The organism is Planctomycetia bacterium, assembly GCA_015200345.1.
Lineage (GTDB): Bacteria > Planctomycetota > Phycisphaerae > UBA1845 > UTPLA1 > PLA3.
In genome coordinates, this window is sequence record CP054187.1 from 386,152 (window position 1) to 403,483 (window position 17,332).

The following is a 17,332-nucleotide window of genomic DNA, read 5'->3' on the forward strand; positions in this document are numbered from 1 at the left end:
TCATGGCCTTTGCATTCAGTCAGGGTGATCGACCGCTGCCGGGATACACAATCCTGCGCGGGGTCGGCCGCGGCGGCTTCGGCGAGGTCTATTACGCCACGAGCGACGGCGGCAAGGAAGTCGCGCTGAAGTACCTGCGCGAGAACCCGGCCGTGGAGCTGCGCGGCGTCCAGCACTGCCTGAATCTCAAAAGCCCCTACCTCGTCGGGATTCACGACATTCGTCAGAACACAGACGGCGATTACTTCGTCGTGATGGAATTCGTCAACGGTCCATCGCTGCGCGATTTGCTGAACGACGCCCCCAGTGGCCTGGGGCCGCAGAAGGCCGCCTACCTGACGCGGGAAATCGGAAAGGGCCTGGCGTATCTGCATGACCGCGGCATCGTTCATCGCGATCTCAAGCCCGGCAACATCTTCTACGAAGACGGCTTCGTTAAAATCGGCGACTACGGTCTGGCGAAGATGATGGCCGCCAGCCAGCATTCCGGTCAGACCGTTTCGGTCGGCACCGTGCACTATATGGCGCCGGAGGTCGGCAGCGGCAACTACGATCGCACGATTGATATCTACGCGCTCGGCGTCATGTTGTACGAGATGCTCCTGGGCCGCGTGCCGTTCGCCGGGGCCACGATGGGAGAAGTGCTGATGAAGCACCTCACTGCGCAGCCCGCAGTCGACGATCTTCCTGCCCCATTCCCTGATGTCATTCGTAAGGCACTCGCCAAGGACCCCAAGGACCGCTACCAGACCGTCGGGGAATTGATCGCCGATCTGTTCAGCGTCGCCTCGCTTGATGAATCCGTCGCCGCGTTTGAACCGGCCAGTCTTTCGCAGGCCGCGCGCCGCGTCGCGCAGGACATCAACGCAACCCTGTCCGCATCGCCCCGGCCCGGCGGCGTCGCCGTCGTCGGTGCAGGCAGCAGCAACGTCGGCGGACCCTTGCCGCCGCCCATCATTCCCCGCACCGGGCGCACGTCCGATCGCTTTGGCGAGTCGCCGAAGGTTGGCAGCCGCCTGCCGCGCCTCGCGGAGCGGTTGACGGGCCGGCTCATCGGCAACGCCGCGCGGAAATACATCGACCACACAGCGCCGCGCGGCAGCCCGGTCGAGAAGCTCGTTGTCGCCCTATTGATCGCGTGCGGCCTTTCGATCGGCATCAGCTTCGTCACGCCGGAACGAGGCGGTTCGCAGGTCGTCGCTTCAACGATCATCTTCACGGAGATGCTCGCCGTCGTTCAGGGTGTCTGGCTGGGCACATGGCTCGGTTATGGTCGCCTCAACGCACAAGGAGCATTTATCCCCCGCGTGCTGATGGCAGCGTTCGCGTGGATCGCCATGATGGGCAACAGCGCGATGTGGGGCGGGCTGGACAACTGGGCGCGGGCCATGGTGCCGGTCATGCTCTTTTGTGACTGGGACGGGCGGCTCTACGTCGGCCGGCGCGGCGTGGTGTCACTCGGCTCGGCCTTCTATGCCGGCATCTGCGGCCTGATCTGCGGCGCGATCTTCACGAACCACGACGCAGCGACGATCGGCGGCATCGCGGCGGCGGCCTCGCTCACGCTTCAGGCGGTCGCTGGCATGTTTCCAATGTCCCAGGGTGAAGTGATTCCGGCAGCCATCGCGGGATCAAACTCCTACGCGCAGGAGGGATTGGAAACCGCGTCCGAAGCGCCAGTTGCCGGTGCGAACGATTCACTCCGCCCCTTTGTCGCCGTGGAAATGGGGACCGGCGATGACGGCGGCAGCAAGAACCGCCGTGCCACATGGAAGATCGGCGGCGACGATCCGAACGCGGCGCCGTTGCAACATGAGTCTGCCGTGGAAGAACATCGGGCATCGCAGATTCCGCGGAGCAGCGGAGTCCGCGCCCTGTGGCTTCTCTGTGCGGGAGTCCTGCAATGCACGGCAATTCTCTGTTTCGCCGCGCAGGCCTTCATGCCCGAGATGAGAGGCGATGACCAGGCGATTTCCGTCCTCTGCGGCATCGTCGCGGAGAACGGTTTCCTCTTCGCACTGACTCGCGCCCTTCGAAAGTATCGCATCGGCCTTTGGCGCGGCGTCATCCGACCCGGCATCTTTTTCCTCGGCACAGCCACCGCTTCATCGGCCGGTGCGGCCATGGGATTGCTCAAGCTCGACGGCGAATCGCAATTCATCGCTCTGGGCTTTTTGCTCTTTGGCGCCATGATCTCGCTCTTTGTCTGGTTTATCCCGTCGCCGCCGCCGCTGACCGCCGCGCCGCCCCAGACGCGCGATGAGGCATTCCGCCGGAATCGACTCGCCAGCCGGCTCAAGTTCGCCGGCGTCGCAGGACTGGTCCTGACCGGCGTCCTCCTGACGATCTTCGGAATCACGCTTAGCGGCAACGACATGGAAGACATCGCCCCGCCGACCTGCATCCCGCTCGGAATAGGCTCGGTCGGCATGATTGTCGCGGGATTCTGGAAGGGCCGCGATCGACGTGAGCCGGCGCAGAAGATCGAACTTCCCATCAAGCGCGTCTTTGACGTTGATTCATCCGTGCCGCTCTCGTCCATCATGGAACGCCACATGGCGCTGCTGGGGTATCAGCTTGAGAACCGCTCCGAACTGCTCTGGTGCTTTGCGCGCGGCCAGTGGATGTCGCATCTTTGGCAATCCGACATTCAGAAATGGAAGACGCGCGTCAACATCGCAGCCTACCGGCTGGACAACGGAGACCACCGCGTCACTTGCCGGCTTGACCTCGAAGCCGACTTCAACCAGCCCAGCCAGAAGATGCTCACCCTCCTCAAGGACGAGTTGGTCGACTTGCAGCGGATCCTCAATGGGCGCGACGCGATCTCGCCCTTCGGGGTGGAGGCGCGCGCATGAGCCGCCCTCAAAGAAAAAGCTGGGTGCATACCGCCCTCATCGCCACAGCCGGCGCGGTGACCATGTTGTCCGTCAGCGCTGTCCTGCTTAGCGGCTATCAGGCGGCCGGCGAAAGACAGAGAGCCGAAGACCTGCGGCGAAAGGCCTTGTCCATTCGTGCTGAATACGAGTCGCTCCAGCGCGGCGTGAAGTCATCGGTCGACCTGTCGAGCGATACAGATCATCTTGATGCGAACAAGAATATTGAATCGGTGAACGTACCGATCGATGAAACCGAGCTGGTGGTTAACGTCGGGAGCGTCCCTGACGTTGCAGCGAAGTCCCCCGCAGCACCGAAACCGCCTCGCCAGCCGGAAAGCCGCGTCGCCGCGCAGGTCAATGCCTTCGGCGCCCTGGCGCTGGTCATGCTGGCGCTGCTCGGCGCCGCCCTCGCGATGGGGTTGTTTCATGCCGACCCGTCGACGAAGAACTGGATCGGCGCGATGACCCTCGCGTCCCTCATCGGCCTGGCGTTGGCCTGGCGCGGCGTCATCCCGCCGAACTACGTCGGTCGTTCGGCAATCATTGCGTTGTTTGTATTGATGGCATATGGATTCATCGACGCACGGCGGCGCGGGCGTTATACTTGGCCCGTCCGGATCGGCGTGGTGGCGGCGTTCATCGCGGTCTGCTGCGTGCTGTCGTGGTATGGTCGAGCCGTCTAGGCGCCGCCCGGAGACGTCGCGAATGTTGCTTCCAGTTCGAAGCGCTGCGACGACGTTTCGCCCCATTCTAATCCGGGATCGCTTGCCTTGGAAAAAGACTCCGACGCCGATGCCTTTCTCGTCGCCGCCATTCGCTCCGGCGATCAGCGTGCCTGGAAGCAACTCATTGATCGATACTCCGGCCGACTGTTGGCCTTCGCGCGCACGCGGTTGCGCGGCGTCGGCGAGGCGGAGGACGCGCTTCAGGAAACGTTTCTCGGGTTTCTGACGAGCCTGCCCCACTACGACCCCGAGCGTTCGCTCGAAACCTATCTCTTCGCCATCGTGCGGTACAAGATCGGCGAGGCCCTGGAAAAAAAGCGCCGCGGCGGCGCGCCGGCACCGGGCTTCGACGCCGACGAATCCTCCCGACCGCTCGAACCAGCCGTGTCTGAAACGCCCAGTCAATCGGTCATGCACCGCGAGCGCGTCGCGCGGCAGGAGCACGTCATCGCCACGTTGCTCCGCGGACTGATCGAGTCGTTTCGTGATCGAGGAAAGCTCGAGGATCTCCAGGTGATCGAGCTGCTGTTCTACGTCGGCTTGCGAAACAAAGAGGCGGCTGATCTGCTCGGACGGGATGAGAAAGCCATCGCCGGCGTGAAGTTCCGTGCCTTGGGAACCTTGCGAGAAATGCTTGACCAACTCGAAGCCGAAGACCGCGGCCTGCTGGACGAGGTGGTGTCGTCCGATGCCACCATCGCCCGCGTCTGGCGCGAGCGACGCTTGAGCTGCCTCAAGCGCAGCACCATCGGATCGTTCCTGCTAGGCGTGCTGGATGAGCCGTGGCAATCGTATACGGCCTTTCACCTTGATGTCGTCAAATGCGAGATGTGCCTCGCCAATCGCGACGATCTCGCGGCGGAAGCGGCCGAAGCATCGGATGCCGCCGTGCCGGAGCGGATGTTCCAGTCAAGCGTGGGCTTTCTCTCGACGGGTTCGCGCTGACAAATCAACGCGGCAACTCCGCCGCTTCGCCATTGCGCGATTCCGAGAAGGGATCGTATTCGAGTTCAATTCGGAACAATCTCGCCGGGTCGATCTGGATGTGACGCGTCTCCAAGTCCACCAGTGCAGGTTCGATCGCGCGACGCACATGGTCGATATGCCGCGGAATCAACAGCCCCATGAACGTCTCCGGCAACCCCTCAAACAACTCCTGGCTCGTGACGAACACCTGTCGCACCCCGACGGCTCGACCGCGCCGAAGCAGTTCCAGCACGACGGACGACTGAATCAAGGCTCGGTAGAAGCGCTCGCGGCGACGATCGCGCGTCAGATTCCATGCTTCTTCCCACGTATCGTGGGCTTCAAAGAACTGCCCCTCGTTAAACAGGGCAATGCCTTCATAGTAAATACGGCGCTCCTCGAGCAGATCGGCATGAACGTCGCGAGATGGTGAAACCCCGTTTTGCATCCGCGAATTGTATCGTGACTCCATGGCTCGAGGCGACGGATTGCGCCCCGGCGGCAAATCCGCGGTCCGCTTCGAGTTGCCAAATCGGCTTCGGCCGCGATACACTTGGCCTCCTGCGAGCCGACCTGGAACCTGCCGAGACCCGCCGTGGCCCACCGTGGCCCACGTTGAATTCACGCAGAACATCCAGCGCCATGTCGCCTGCGCCCCGATGCAGCGGCCGGGGTCGTCCGTGCGAGAGGTGCTCGACGCCGTCTTCGCCGAGGTGGAGCGCTTGCGCGGCTATGTCCTCGATGAACGCGGCGAAGTGCGCAAGCACATCGTTATTTTTGTCGACGGCAAGCCGATTCGCGACCGCGTCGCCCTCACGGACCCGGTCGGCGCGAGCAGTCGAATTCACGTGATGCAGGCGCTGTCCGGCGGCTAAGTCCCCCATGAAGGAGGTCCCATGGCAGATCGTCTTTTTGTCTCCACACGAAAAGGCCTTTTCACCGTACTCCGAGGTGCCGCCGGATGGAAGATCGCTCGATGCGATTTCTTCGGCGACAACCTTCCCATGATGCTGCCCGATCGGCGCGACGGCGCAATCTACGCGGCCCTGGCGCATGGCCACTTCGGCTCCAAGATTCATCGCTCGCGCGACGACGGCAAGACCTGGGAGGAAATCGCCGTCCCGACGTACCCCGAACCGCCGGCCGGCGCGGAGCCGGTGCTTTGCCCCATGCGCGGCACGCCCGTTCCCAACAAACTCGAATTGATCTGGTCCCTCGAAGCCGGCGGAGCGGATGAACCCGGCGTGCTCTGGTGCGGCACCGTGCCCGGCGGCCTGTTCAAATCGACCGATTCCGGCGCGTCGTGGTCGCTCGTTCAATCGCTTTGGGATCACCCTTCTCGTCGAAAATGGTTCGGCGGCGGACTGGACTGGCCGGGCATTCACTCCATTTGCGTGCATCCTCATGACAGCCGCCATGTGACCATCGGCATCTCCTGCGGCGGCGTCTGGGTGACCCGCGACGGCGGCCATTCGTGGGCCTGCAAGGCCGACGGCATGCGCGCTGAATACATGCCGCCCGAACAAGCCGGCGCGCCCGACATACAGGATCCGCACCGCGTCGTTCAGTGCGCGGCCAATCCCGACGCGCTGTGGGCGCAGCATCACAACGGCATCTTCGTCACCATGAACGGTTGCGAATCATGGCACGAAGTCAAGAACGCCGCGCCGTCCGGGTTCGGATTCGCCGTGGCCGTTCACCCGCGCGACGGCAAGACCGCCTGGTTCGTTCCCGCCGTCAAGGATGAACGGCGCGTACCAGTCGATGCGCGCGTCGTTGTTTCGCGCACGCGCGACGGCGGGCAGACGTTCGACGTGCTTCGCGACGGGTTGCCACAGGAACACGCCTACGACATCGCCTTTCGCCACGCGCTGGACATCGATGAAACAGGAGACCGTTTGGCGTTCGGAACCACGACCGGCTCGGTCTGGGTGACCGAGAACGGCGGCGACCACTGGACCCACCTCTCCGCGCACTTGCCGCCGGTGTATTGCGTGCGATTCGGATGAACGCCGATCACCGCGGCGCGCCGCCCGGCCGGATCGGCGCAGCCGCCTGTACCGACTCGACGTACGCGATGCGAAGCTGGTGCAGCGTCGTGTCGAGCATCGCTTTTTCGTCGGGCGTCAGGTTGCCCTTCGTCTTCTGCTCGAGCAGGTCGAGCATATCAATATGCATCTTGGCCAGTTCGAGGTTCGGGGGAATCTCCTGCCCCCCTGGTCCGGCAAACCCTCCCAAACCAACCAGTGCTTGCATGGCCAACAACTGCACCAGTCCGGCGAAGCCGCCCGCGGACATGGGTCCGCCCGCCTCGCTCCCACCGACGCTTTCCTCCACCGCCGCCGCGAGCTGCTCTTTTTCCCGGGCCGCCTGCTGCTTCCAATCGTCGTCGATGATGATTTTTTTTTCGTCGCTCATCTGCCTCCTCGCTTGTTGAATATTCGAAACCCCGAATTTAACCTGAATCGCAGCGGCGGCAACGGTGCCCCCTCGCCAAAACGGGCATTGCCCCCCCTTCGGACCGAGCCAAATGACAGCTAGCCTGTTCGACCATGCCGAAAGACCAGGAACCCACTCACTGGCGGTTGATGCTCGAATCGAATCTCAATCGCTACCAGTTCCCGCCGCCGCCCCCTTGCGGACCTTCCACGTATTCTTAATAATGTCACCCTTGCAATTTGAAGCTTCGGGCGCGGTCAATACTTGTCCATTGGCGGACAGTCGCCCACCAATCAGGCCGTCCCTTGGCGGCCGCTTGCCCCGATCGGTTTGCCACGCCGTTGAGGCTATCGGCCAGGCCGGTTCAAGGGTCTTGGAGAGTATTGCCGGCTGCGGGTTCGCCGCACCGGACCGTTCGCCATAGAGACCGAATGATCGATCAATCCCCCACGACGTTCCTGACCGGCGCGACCGGTTTCCTCGGCCATTACCTCTTGCGTGACCTGCTACGCAGCGGCAGGCGGATGGTCGTCATGCTCCGCGCGCCGCTGATTGAATCTCGCGAGCGGCTGACAAAGCTGATGCGACCGCTCGAGATCGACCTCAACGAATACATCGATGCCGATCAACTCGTTCTGGTCGCAGGCGCTTTGCCCGATGAACTCCCTGAACCGACGTGGGGACGCACCGACGAAATCGTCGCCTGCGCCGCATGCCTTCAACTGCTCGCCAACGGCAACCAGGAGCCGCATCGAACGAATGTCCTGGGAACCCAATCCATCATCGAATGGGCCGAGCGGCACGGCTGCCGCTCCATTCACGCCGTCAGCACGGCCTACGTCTGCGGTTACACCCAAGGCACGGTGCGCGAGGTTTTTCATTACCCGCAGCCAACATTCCAGACCGACTACGAGCGCTCGAAGTGGATCGCCGAGGACAAGCTGCGCGAATGGTCCAACCTGCCCGAGCGCAGCCTGACCGTCTACCGTCCCAGCTTCCTCGTCGGCGACTCGGCCAACGGCTACACGACCCAGTTCGGCGGCTTTTACCAGTTCGCTCGACTCGTCAGCCTGCTCAAAGAGCAAAACAACGGCAACAACGGCCACACGACCTACGTCCCCTTGCGAATACCAGGCTACCCGACCGATCAGATACAGAACCTCGTCCCGGTCGATTTCGCATCAAAGACCATCGCGCGGATCATGGACGATCCGGCCTTCCACGGACGCATCTATCACGTCGCCGATCCGTCACCGCCCACCTGGGAATTCTTCAAGGCATGCATGGAAGATTACTTTGGTCTGCATGGGGGCTATTTCGTCCCGCCCGAGGAAATCAAGGCCGAAGTGAACACGCCCGAATCACTCATGTGGGAGAAGTACGACCTGCTCTTGCCACGATTGAGGCACCTGCCGCGGTTCGATTGTTCCAACACCCTCGCCTTCCTCGCCTCGCGCGGCTTGACCTTTCCTTCGTTTGATCGTGACCGTATCACCACGCTACTGGACTACGCCCGTTCACGAAACTGGGGAACACGCTCCGGCCGACTCGCCCGCGCCCATTAACGCGGTTCCTGAATTGCGAGTTGATCTCGCTAAGTGAAGCCGCTATGCGCTTTCACCTTTGGAACCGGCGTCTCACCTGTGATTCACCAGCCGCGGCGGGGGACATCTCTGCTTTATCGGCTCCTTCCGCGGCCGGCATTCTCGACCGTCGATGGCGGTGAAGCGCTCCACGCCCGCGACGCTAAGGACAGGCCCCTCCGCTTAGCAGCTTGTCGATGAACGGCTGGATGTCCAGGCCGTTGACCACGTTGTCTCCGTTCATGTCGCCGGGGCAGCACGACGGCCCCGCGCCCGTGAAGACGTAGGCCGCCCCGGAATCCGCGGCGCTGTTGTTGGCTCCGTTGCCGTTCACGCCCGTAGCGCTGCTGTCCTCGCCCGGTGCCCCGACTACCACGTTGTCGCCGCTGACCGCCACCGAGTAGCCGAACTGGTCGGTCGCCCCGGTGTTGGAGGCCTTCAGATAGGCCTGCTGGCTCCAGACTCCGCTGCTGCGGACGAAGACGTAGGCCGCGCCGGAGTTGCTGGCGCTGTTGTCAGCTCCGTTGCCGTTCACGCCGGTGGCGCTGCTGTCCTCTTGGTACGCCCCGACCACCACGGTGCCGCCGCTGACGGACACGGAGTTGCCGAATCGGTCGTCCGCCCCGGTGTTGGAGGCCTTCAGATACGCCTGCTGGCTCCAGACCCCGCCGCTGCGGACGAAGACGTAGGCCGCCCCGGAATCCGCGGCGCTGTTGTCGGCCTGGTTGCCGTTCACGCCGGTGGCGCTGCTGTCCTCCCGGTACGCCCCGACCACCACCGTGTCGCCGCTGACCGCCACCGACTGGCCGAACTGGTCGTTCGCCCCGGTGTTGGAGGCCTTCAGATAGGCCTGCTGGGCGATCGGGTCGATGGTCAGCGGATAGACCGCGTCCCTATCGTCGATGACGATGCGGAGGAATGGCGGATGGCGGATGTCGGAGGGCGGATTGGATTCGGGCATATCGAACCACGCAGGGACGATCCTGCCGGCGGCATCGAAGACCGTCAGCCCCACGTAGGTCACCACCGCCGCGCCGGATTGATCGACAAACGTCACATTCCGACCGTCCCCGCTCACCCGCGGACGCAGGTCGCCACGCACCGCCAAGGTGAATGTCAATGGCTCCTCCAAAGAGCCGCGGGCTTCAGCCCGCGCGGCGCAGCCATGTTGCGCGGACGCCTCGACTCGAGATACCTCCGGCCGCCGGTGCACCGTGTAGCCGTGCTCCAGACCGCGCCGGTCATTCACGTACCACTCGGTCAGCGCGTCGTCCCACTGATACGACACGCGCCCGCCAGCGGCCTCGACGCAGGCCGGCGGTCCGTACCGCGACCCTATGCAAGCGGCCTCTTCATGTTCGCGCGACGGGAACGCGGGTTCACGAATCGAACCCGCTTGCTCACGCGCGCGGCTCGGATCATTCGCCCGGCCGTAGCTCACCAGCTCCAGCCCCCACGACCACTCACCGGAATCAGGCGCGGTGAGAAAGCCGCGGCCGTCGAAGCGCGTGATCCACTGCTGGCCGGGGTTGCGGGCCTGCCAGCCGCCCGCGACCGGGAAGGCCGCATGGCGATTGGCCTCATACACCGCGCGGATGCTCGACCAGTCGGAGGCGCTTAGCCCGTCGGGCACGCGGTCATCAAATGGCCCGGATTCGGCCGGACCGCTCGCTGCGCGGGCGGCGGCTGTCATCAGAAGGGGAAGGGTCAGGTAAACAACGATGGACAGACGGATAGACAGGATGCGTCCGCGTCGCATGGCACTCCTCCGCGGAATAGCAGAGACCATCGGGCGACGCGAAGATGGACCATCCAGGATCACGATGCCCGAACGACGCTCTCATGTTATCTGAAGACAGTGGTCGAACTCAAGCGGAAGAACCTTCGTGACAGGCCCCGTAATCAATGCCGGTCGCACATGGGCCTTGGTGCCTGAATCAGGCGGCGATCTGGTCACGCCAAAGGATATAGAGGAGAATCGCGCCGCGACCGTGAAGGAGCGGGTTCGCGCCGGTTCGCGCTGGTCCGCGGCGGTCCGAACCGGTCCGAGCCGCCTCATTTCCGCCATCGCGGTTCATCGACATTCGGCGGAATCGAAGTGAGCCGCGCGTCAGCAAGTAGAATGGGATGATGCAGCCCGGTCGCGTCCGGGGGTCCCGATGAGGGCAATTGCATGGACGGCCAAGTCACTCCACATTTCCATCATCGTGACCCCACCCTCGCTGCGCGAGGATAAGGCACCCGCGCGATCGTCATCGCTTGCGAACCGGCACGCCGAGCGATTTCAGCACGCCTGCCAGATCGCGCATGCGAACCGACGGCGGCAGCGGGCCGGCCGTCGTCATCACAAAGCCCGTGGAGCTGACCGCGTTCAGCGCGCCGTGCGTCGCGGAAATGTCGACCAGGCGCGTCATCAGTTCGCTGCCGCAGTGATAGCCGTCGGCGAGGCTCAAATAGACATCCGGAACGTTCTCCACCAGCCCATTGAACGCCCGCCAGATGCGATATATGGGATCGGGGTACGTCCCCGCGCCGGCCTGCCCCTCGCCCATCACCTGCGACCAGTCCGCGTCGGTCGCGTAGCCCGCGGCGTCCATCCTGCTCGCGGCGCGCAACGACTCCACCGCGCCAGCCAGGTGAAGCGGATCGCCACGCACCAATTTCACCCCGAACCGGCCGCGCGAATCCATCCGCAACACCGTCTCACCATTGCGTCCCAACACGGTGATCTCCCCGCGCCCCGACTCTCGATACATCGCCAGCTCCACGCCGTCGATGCCGATGCAATCGCGCGCGACGTCGGCCGGCCGCCGCGTGTGAATCGCCGCGCAGCTCACCACTCCGAACTCGGGCACGACGACGTCGCGCTCATCCGAAAGGCGACTCCCAACGTGCCAGCCCTTCTCCGCGAGCAGGTTCGACAGCGGTATCCGCCGACTCTTTTGCAACACGTGCCCATGATCGGATAACAACGTGATCTGCACGCGACCGCGACAAGCATGCAGGATGTACTCGCATGCCGCGTCGAGTTTTTCCAGCGCCGGAGCGTGCCCCGCGCGCCCATACCACGCGCCGAGGCCCGATGTCGTCACCACGTAGCCGCGAAAATCACCCCGCCCGCCAAGGAACATCCGCTGAATCTTGCCCAACTCATGGTCGTACCATTTCCGCGGATTGAGATAGGCGACCGCATGGACAATCGGCCGCAGCGCATAATCCACTTGCGCGTTCCATCCTGCGTTACCGCCGTGGGCATAGACTTCGTACCCATCGCGCAGCCTCCGCCCGTCGTAGTACGACGCCTCCACGCCGGGACTGGGCGAAACACCGAACAACTCGGAGAAAGACAGATCGGTCATCACCGGGAACGGACTGATGACCCTGCCGGGCGGATGGAACAGCCGAAAGCGTCCGGCCTTCCATGCCTCCTCGACCAGACCAAACGGGATGCTGTCCAGCAGGATGACCAGATGACGATCGCCGGCATTGGGCGCGGAGCGATCGACGCACTCATCGGGTGAGCCGTCGGCATTCGTATCAAACGCAAGGGACACAATGCGGCCGGTTGTGTCGAATTGCTGCCAGTAATCCGCGCAGCCGTCCCGGTTGGTGTCCAGCGCGCGCGGCGCCGGCGCAGTCGCCGAATCGGTCACGTCGAGCAGGCGCGGTCCCGGTTCGGCGCAACCGGCCAACCCGACGATAACGAGCACCGGGCCAAGTCGCGGCAGTAACGTGCGAAACAGAATTGGCGCGATGGGCATTTAGATTCGCTTGACAATGACGGCGGTGAGATCGTCGCTTTGCGGCGTGCCCTGCGCGAACTCGAGGACGGACTCGTGCAGCAATCGGATGATGTCGACGCTGCTGCGGTCGCGGTTCGCGCGAATGAGATCGTACATCCGTTCCAGGCCGTATTGGTTCTTCGTCGCGTCGGCCCACTCAAAAAACCCGTCCGTGACGACGATCATCATGTCGCCCGGCGCCATTTTGAAGACATCCGGCTCGGGAAACGGCACATCGGCCATGATCCCCAGCGGTACGCCGTTGGCCTTGAATTCCTCGATGCGATCATCGGCGCGGGTGTAGCGAATGATAGGCCCATGCCCCGCGCTTAGGTAGGTCATCTCACTCCGCTTCGCCGAGACAACCCCGAAGAACGCCGTGACGAACCGGTCGTCGGGCAGGTCTTCGCAGAGCAGATTGTTGACACGCTCAACCGCCGCGGTCAGGTTGTCGGGCGCGAGACCGATCGTGGCGCGAAACAGCGCGCGGCATTCGGCGATCATCAGCGCCGGGCCGATCCCATGACCGGTCGCGTCGGCGATTGTGACGGCAAGCGTGTCCTCGCTGAGGCGCAGATAGTCGTAGCAGTCCCCGCCGGTTTGATCGGCAGGCTTGTTCCACCCGGCGATGTCAAACCCGGCAACTTCCGCGGGCTTGTCGGGCAGGAGGCCCTGTTGAATCGTCCGGGCAATATCGAGATCGCGCTCGAGGCGTTGTTTCTCGGTAAAGTGCTCGATCAGCAACTGGCGTTGCAGGGCAACGCCGACCTGCGCCCCGAACGTCTTGACCAGTTCGCCGTCCCAGGCGTCTCCGCCGCCGGTGCGATTGAGCAATTGGAGCACGCCGATGATCGAGTGATCGAAGCCGCGCAGCGGGAAGCTGATCATGTTGCGCGTCTTGAAACCGGTCTTGCGGTCGATCTCGGGATTGAATCGCGGGTCGGCGTAGGCGTCGGGCACATCAACGATTTCGCCGGTACGAACGACCTCGCCGGCGATGCCACGCTCGGCGCTGAAGCGAATCTCATCCACACCGGTGGCAAGGCGGCTGTACAGCTCGTTGCGCTCGCGGTCGAGAATGAAAACCGTCGCCCTCTCGCACTCCAACACCCGCAACGCCGCTTTCTCGATTTTCGAGAGGAGCGTCGTCAGTTCTTCCATCGCCGCCAGCTCGCGCGACACCTCCAGCACGGCCCGGAGGTTGGCCACCTGCCGGCTTTCCGCGCTGCCGACCGGACGGCTCGGCTCGCTCGTTTGTTTCGTGACGCTCATGGAACGATCCCGGGACCGGGTCCAGTTGCCCGGTCCACGGCGCGGCGGCGTCCGCACCGGTAAACCCTCCATCATACCAGACGTTCGTGAGATTGCGACCATGCCGGCCGAGGCAGCGAAACGCCCTATGCAATGCAGCGGCGTATGTTCCAGCGCCCCATTCACCCGGCTTGCCCTAAACTACATGCCATGACCGGCCGACGTCGCACAAATCCAAGACACCGACAGGCCGAGGCGGACGGCGATGAAACCTCGATCCACATCGCCGGTACTGCTCCATCGCCCCGATTCGCAGCCATCATCATTGGGCTTGCGATTGTCTCTCTTACGCTGCTGGTCTACGCCCGCGCCATCGCCGGTGGATTCATCTGGGACGACGATTCCTACATCCTGAACAACGAGACGCTCAACCGCGCGGCTGGACTGTGGCGCATCTGGTTTGAAATCGGCGCGACACCGCAATACTACCCCCTCGTGTTCACCACGTTCTGGGTGGAAAATCAAATCTGGGGCCACTGGTCGCACGGCTACCACCTCGTCAACGTGCTGCTTCACGCCGGAACAGCATGGATGCTGTGGCGCATTCTGCGCGAATTGCGTGTGCCGGGCGCCGCCGCAGCGGCACTGATCTTCGCGCTGCACCCGGTCCATGTGGAATCCGTCGCATGGATCACCGAACGAAAGAATGTCCTCTCGGGTTTCTTTTACATGCTTGCGGCCTGGTACTTTATTCGATTCTCGCCAAACGAGACGAGCCGCGTAGCCGACGCGAACACGTCGGATTCGATGCGTAGCACGGCCCTGTCGCACCGGCCCTTGATGAACGAGGCGACTGTTCCAAACGCAAACTGGAAGTACTACATCCTGTCGCTGGCATGTTTCATCCTGGCACTACTTAGCAAGACCGTCACGGCGTCATTGCCCGCCGCGCTGTTGCTCGTCTATTGGTGGAAGACCGGCCGCATCAGTCGGCGAACCCTCATCGCGATGCTGCCCATGCTCGCATTGGGAGCTGCCGCAGGGCGAATCACTGCCTGGGTCGAGACGCATCATGTCGGCACCAAGTTCGTTGATCTGGATTTTTCTGCCGCCCAGCGCGTGCTGATCGCGGGCCGTGCCGTCTGGTTTTATCTCTGGAAGCTGCTCTGGCCGCATCCGTTGACCTTTATCTATCCCCGCTGGCGACTTGATGCGGCGAGCGCCTTGCAATGGGCTTTTCCCATGGCAGCAGTGCTTCTGGTGGGCATACTAGTGGTCCTGGTACGGCGAGCGGGGCGCGGCCCCCTGACGGCGGCGTTGTTCTTCGGTGGCACGCTCTTTCCCGCGCTGGGATTTGTCAGCGTTTTTCCCATGCGCTATTCCTTTGTCGCCGATCACTTTCAGTATCTCGCGAGCATCGGCCCGATTGTCTTCATCTGCGCCGGGGGCGCATGGCTGTTTCGGCGTATGCAGCTCGGCTCGACGCCCGCCTGCGTCGCGACCGGCCTTGCATGCCTCATACTCGGCATATTGACCTTTCGACAAGCCGGCGTGTACCGCGACCTCGTCACGCTCTGGGTCGATACGCTCAAGAAGAATCCCGACGCCACGATGGCCCGCAACAATCTCGGCGCCGAGTACCAGCGCCAGGGCCGGCTCGACGAGGCGATCACCTGTTATGTCGAATCCCTGGCACATCCTGATTGTTACGATCGACCGGACGTACTCACCAATCTCGCCAAGGCGTGGACGCTAAAAGGCGATTATCCGCGAGCCATCGAGTACTACGAGCAGGCGCTGGCCCTGCGACCTGACTTTCCGAAAGCGCGAAGCAACCTCGGCGCGATTCTCCAGCGCGTCGGCCGCGCGCGGGAGGCCGAGTCGCATCTTCGCGCATCCGTCGAGTCCTACCCCGAGAATCCGCTCGCGTGGAACAATCTCGGCAGCGTTCTGCTGGAACTCGGCCGCGCACAGGAGGCCCTGGACTGCCTGAAGAAAGCCGCGGCGCTGCGGCCCGATCTGCCCGACGCGCATTACAACATGGGAAACGCGCTCTTCAGGCTTCGTCGTTCGGAAGAAGCGCTTGCGGCCTACGGCGAAGCGATCCGGATTGATCCGAAGTACGTGGATGCTCATGTTAATCGCGCAAATGTCTTTTTACAAAGCGGGCAGATCGAGCGAGCGCGACAGGACCTGAACGAGGCGATACGGATTCAACCGGATCACGCCATCGGAAACTACCACCTTTCAAGCATCCTCGCGCGCGAAGGCCGCCGGGAAGAGGCTCAACGGCACTACACCATCGCGAAGCGCGGCCGACCCGATCTCCCGCCCCCCGCCGGGCTGACCGGCTCCTGAAGCGCGGCATTGAAAACCCAGGCGGCATGGCCGCGGCAATGGGCGGCCATGTTGGTAAGGCAAACGCTAAAGTCGGCGTAATGCCAAAGGAAGCCCTAAACTGCTTCAGATGAACGAATCAGGCATTCCAAGCACACAAGCAACCGTCATCTCGCGCTGGCGATTGCGATCAAAATTCGCCGCGACGCGCCGGCGCGACGCGTCTCCCCGGTCGGACGCAAGGCGTGGATTGCCCAGCGCCTCATCCATCGCGGCGGCCAGCGCCGCAACATCTTCCGGTGGCACCACCCAGCCCGTCACCCCTGCTTCAACCAGTTCCGTCTGTCCGCCGACATCCGTCGTGATACAAGGGATGCCCCGCGCCATGGCCTCCAGCGTCGCATTCGACATCGACTCTCGCCGCGACGCCAACACGCAAACGTCCGTCGCCGCATAGATCCGATCGCGATTTGATTCGTACCCCGCGAACCGCACGCGCTCACTCAATCCAGCCGAGTTTGATCGCGCCGCCAAGTCCGCCCGAAGAGGCCCGTCGCCAAAGTACGTCAACGTCGCATCGGGATAACGGTCCGCAATTCGTTCAAAGGCGTCCAGCGCGATGTCCACCCCCTTGGCAGGCGTCAGCCGTCCTACCACCGCCAGTCGCCGGCCATTGGTCGCCGCGGATGGCCGCACACGAACGCACTCGCCATTGTGGATCACTCGGCAGCGATCGGCAGGCAAGCGATACAGGCGAGCGTACTCGTCGCGGACGCGACGGCTGTTAAAGATAATCGCATCGCACGCGGCGGCAGCGGTCCGCACGCGCGCCACCGCTCGACGCCGCCACGGCGAGAGTGATCCGAACAATCCTGCTCCGGCCAACGGCGCAGGCGGCTGTCGGACGGATTGGACAACGCGCAAGCCCAGCCGTCGCGCCGCGATGATCGACGCGCGAAACGCGGCTCCCGACGCCTGCTGCACCACGAAAACGGTCGCGGCGCGCGTCGACGCAAGCCAGTCCATTCTTTCGGCAAGGGTCGCAGGATCGTCTACGTCATCGCCGTGCAAATCCGCGTTGATCCAGTTCACGTTCTCAACGCGCAGCCGAAACGGTCCCCAATGCGACACGAGCGGGTGATAGATGGTTGCCCCGCTGTATGCCACCTGCACATCCGCGCCCGCCTCCAGCAGCGCGTCGATCGTGTCCAGCAGGTACTTCTCTGCCCCGCCGAGCAACCGAGGTCCAGACGATGACTCGTGATGCACCGCCAAGACCACGACCCGCCGCGCCACTGCGCAGCGCGACGCCAACACCGCGCGCTGCGAACGCGTCAGAACCCGCGGGCAACTGGATTGCACGGCTGAAC

General features: G+C 63.5%; 13 protein-coding genes. 7 read left to right on the forward strand and 6 right to left on the reverse strand.

The genetic code is table 11. The annotated features are described in order from the left end of the window. Positions 1-2 precede the first annotated feature (2 nt). The 3 genes from HRU71_01810 (at position 3) to HRU71_01820 (ending at position 4,549) form a co-directional block, all read left to right on the forward strand. Complete coding sequence (locus tag HRU71_01810; protein QOJ02292.1) at positions 3-2,858, forward strand: serine/threonine protein kinase; 2,856 nt, start codon at positions 3-5, stop codon at positions 2,856-2,858. Beyond that, positions 2,855-3,562: a hypothetical protein gene (locus HRU71_01815; GenBank protein ID QOJ02293.1), complete on the forward strand. Its 708-nt coding sequence runs from the start codon at positions 2,855-2,857 to the stop codon at positions 3,560-3,562. Before HRU71_01810 ends, HRU71_01815 begins: the two co-directional genes overlap by 4 nt. A gap of 87 nt (positions 3,563-3,649) precedes the next feature. Further along, entirely contained in the window at positions 3,650-4,549 is a 900-nt protein-coding gene (locus tag HRU71_01820; protein QOJ02294.1) for a sigma-70 family RNA polymerase sigma factor, read from the forward strand. A gap of 4 nt (positions 4,550-4,553) precedes the next feature. Here HRU71_01820 and HRU71_01825 read toward each other — a convergent pair whose 3' ends face one another. After that, positions 4,554-5,018, reverse strand: a complete 465-nt coding sequence (locus HRU71_01825) for a DUF309 domain-containing protein (protein ID QOJ02295.1) — start codon at positions 5,016-5,018, stop codon at positions 4,554-4,556. Positions 5,019-5,175: 157 nt separating this feature from the next. Here HRU71_01825 and HRU71_01830 point away from each other — a divergent pair, with 157 nt between their 5' ends. Both HRU71_01830 and HRU71_01835 read left to right on the forward strand, forming a co-directional pair. Beyond that, positions 5,176-5,445 (forward strand): MoaD/ThiS family protein, encoded by a 270-nt coding sequence (locus HRU71_01830; protein QOJ02296.1) that lies wholly within the window; start codon positions 5,176-5,178, stop codon positions 5,443-5,445. A gap of 21 nt (positions 5,446-5,466) precedes the next feature. Continuing rightward, entirely contained in the window at positions 5,467-6,579 is a 1,113-nt protein-coding gene (locus HRU71_01835; GenBank protein ID QOJ02297.1) for an exo-alpha-sialidase, read from the forward strand. A 7-nt stretch (positions 6,580-6,586) separates the two neighbouring features. Here the strand turns inward: HRU71_01835 and HRU71_01840 are convergent, their stop codons facing one another. Beyond that, positions 6,587-6,988 (reverse strand): DUF1844 domain-containing protein, encoded by a 402-nt coding sequence (locus HRU71_01840; protein ID QOJ02298.1) that lies wholly within the window; start codon positions 6,986-6,988, stop codon positions 6,587-6,589. A gap of 452 nt (positions 6,989-7,440) precedes the next feature. Here HRU71_01840 and HRU71_01845 point away from each other — a divergent pair, with 452 nt between their 5' ends. Next, a complete protein-coding gene (locus HRU71_01845; GenBank protein ID QOJ02299.1) occupies positions 7,441-8,574 on the forward strand; it encodes an SDR family oxidoreductase in 1,134 nt (377 codons plus the stop codon). Between the two features lie 181 nt (positions 8,575-8,755). Here the strand turns inward: HRU71_01845 and HRU71_01850 are convergent, their stop codons facing one another. From HRU71_01850 to HRU71_01860, 3 genes are all read right to left on the reverse strand, one after another. Further along, positions 8,756-9,553, reverse strand: a complete 798-nt coding sequence (locus tag HRU71_01850; GenBank protein QOJ04896.1) for an FG-GAP repeat protein — start codon at positions 9,551-9,553, stop codon at positions 8,756-8,758. Between the two features lie 1,291 nt (positions 9,554-10,844). Further along, positions 10,845-12,353 carry a hypothetical protein gene (locus HRU71_01855; protein ID QOJ02300.1) on the reverse strand — a complete coding sequence of 503 codons (1,509 nt, stop codon included), beginning with the start codon at positions 12,351-12,353 and terminating at the stop codon, positions 10,845-10,847. Further along, on the reverse strand, positions 12,354-13,646 hold the full coding sequence (locus HRU71_01860; GenBank protein ID QOJ02301.1) for a SpoIIE family protein phosphatase: 1,293 nt from the start codon (positions 13,644-13,646) through the stop codon (positions 12,354-12,356). It abuts the gene before it with no gap. A 189-nt stretch (positions 13,647-13,835) separates the two neighbouring features. Here HRU71_01860 and HRU71_01865 point away from each other — a divergent pair, with 189 nt between their 5' ends. Beyond that, a complete protein-coding gene (locus tag HRU71_01865) occupies positions 13,836-15,983 on the forward strand; it encodes a tetratricopeptide repeat protein (protein ID QOJ02302.1) in 2,148 nt (715 codons plus the stop codon). 105 nt (positions 15,984-16,088) lie between these two features. Here the strand turns inward: HRU71_01865 and HRU71_01870 are convergent, their stop codons facing one another. Beyond that, on the reverse strand, positions 16,089-17,324 hold the full coding sequence (locus HRU71_01870; GenBank protein ID QOJ02303.1) for a glycosyltransferase family 4 protein: 1,236 nt from the start codon (positions 17,322-17,324) through the stop codon (positions 16,089-16,091). Between the last annotated feature and the right edge of the window lie 8 nt (positions 17,325-17,332).

Coding starts and splice junctions, on each gene's coding strand:
- HRU71_01810 (QOJ02292.1), top strand. CDS start 3: ATGGCCTTTGCATTCAGTCAGGGTGATCGACCGCTGCCGGGATACACA.
- HRU71_01815 (QOJ02293.1), top strand. CDS start 2,855: ATGAGCCGCCCTCAAAGAAAAAGCTGGGTGCATACCGCCCTCATCGCC.
- HRU71_01825 (QOJ02295.1), bottom strand. CDS start 5,018: ATGCAAAACGGGGTTTCACCATCTCGCGACGTTCATGCCGATCTGCTC.
- HRU71_01835 (QOJ02297.1), top strand. CDS start 5,467: ATGGCAGATCGTCTTTTTGTCTCCACACGAAAAGGCCTTTTCACCGTA.
- HRU71_01840 (QOJ02298.1), bottom strand. CDS start 6,988: ATGAGCGACGAAAAAAAAATCATCATCGACGACGATTGGAAGCAGCAG.
- HRU71_01845 (QOJ02299.1), top strand. CDS start 7,441: ATGATCGATCAATCCCCCACGACGTTCCTGACCGGCGCGACCGGTTTC.
- HRU71_01850 (QOJ04896.1), bottom strand. CDS start 9,553: ATGCCCGAATCCAATCCGCCCTCCGACATCCGCCATCCGCCATTCCTC.
- HRU71_01855 (QOJ02300.1), bottom strand. CDS start 12,353: ATGCCCATCGCGCCAATTCTGTTTCGCACGTTACTGCCGCGACTTGGC.
- HRU71_01860 (QOJ02301.1), bottom strand. CDS start 13,646: ATGAGCGTCACGAAACAAACGAGCGAGCCGAGCCGTCCGGTCGGCAGC.
- HRU71_01865 (QOJ02302.1), top strand. CDS start 13,836: ATGACCGGCCGACGTCGCACAAATCCAAGACACCGACAGGCCGAGGCG.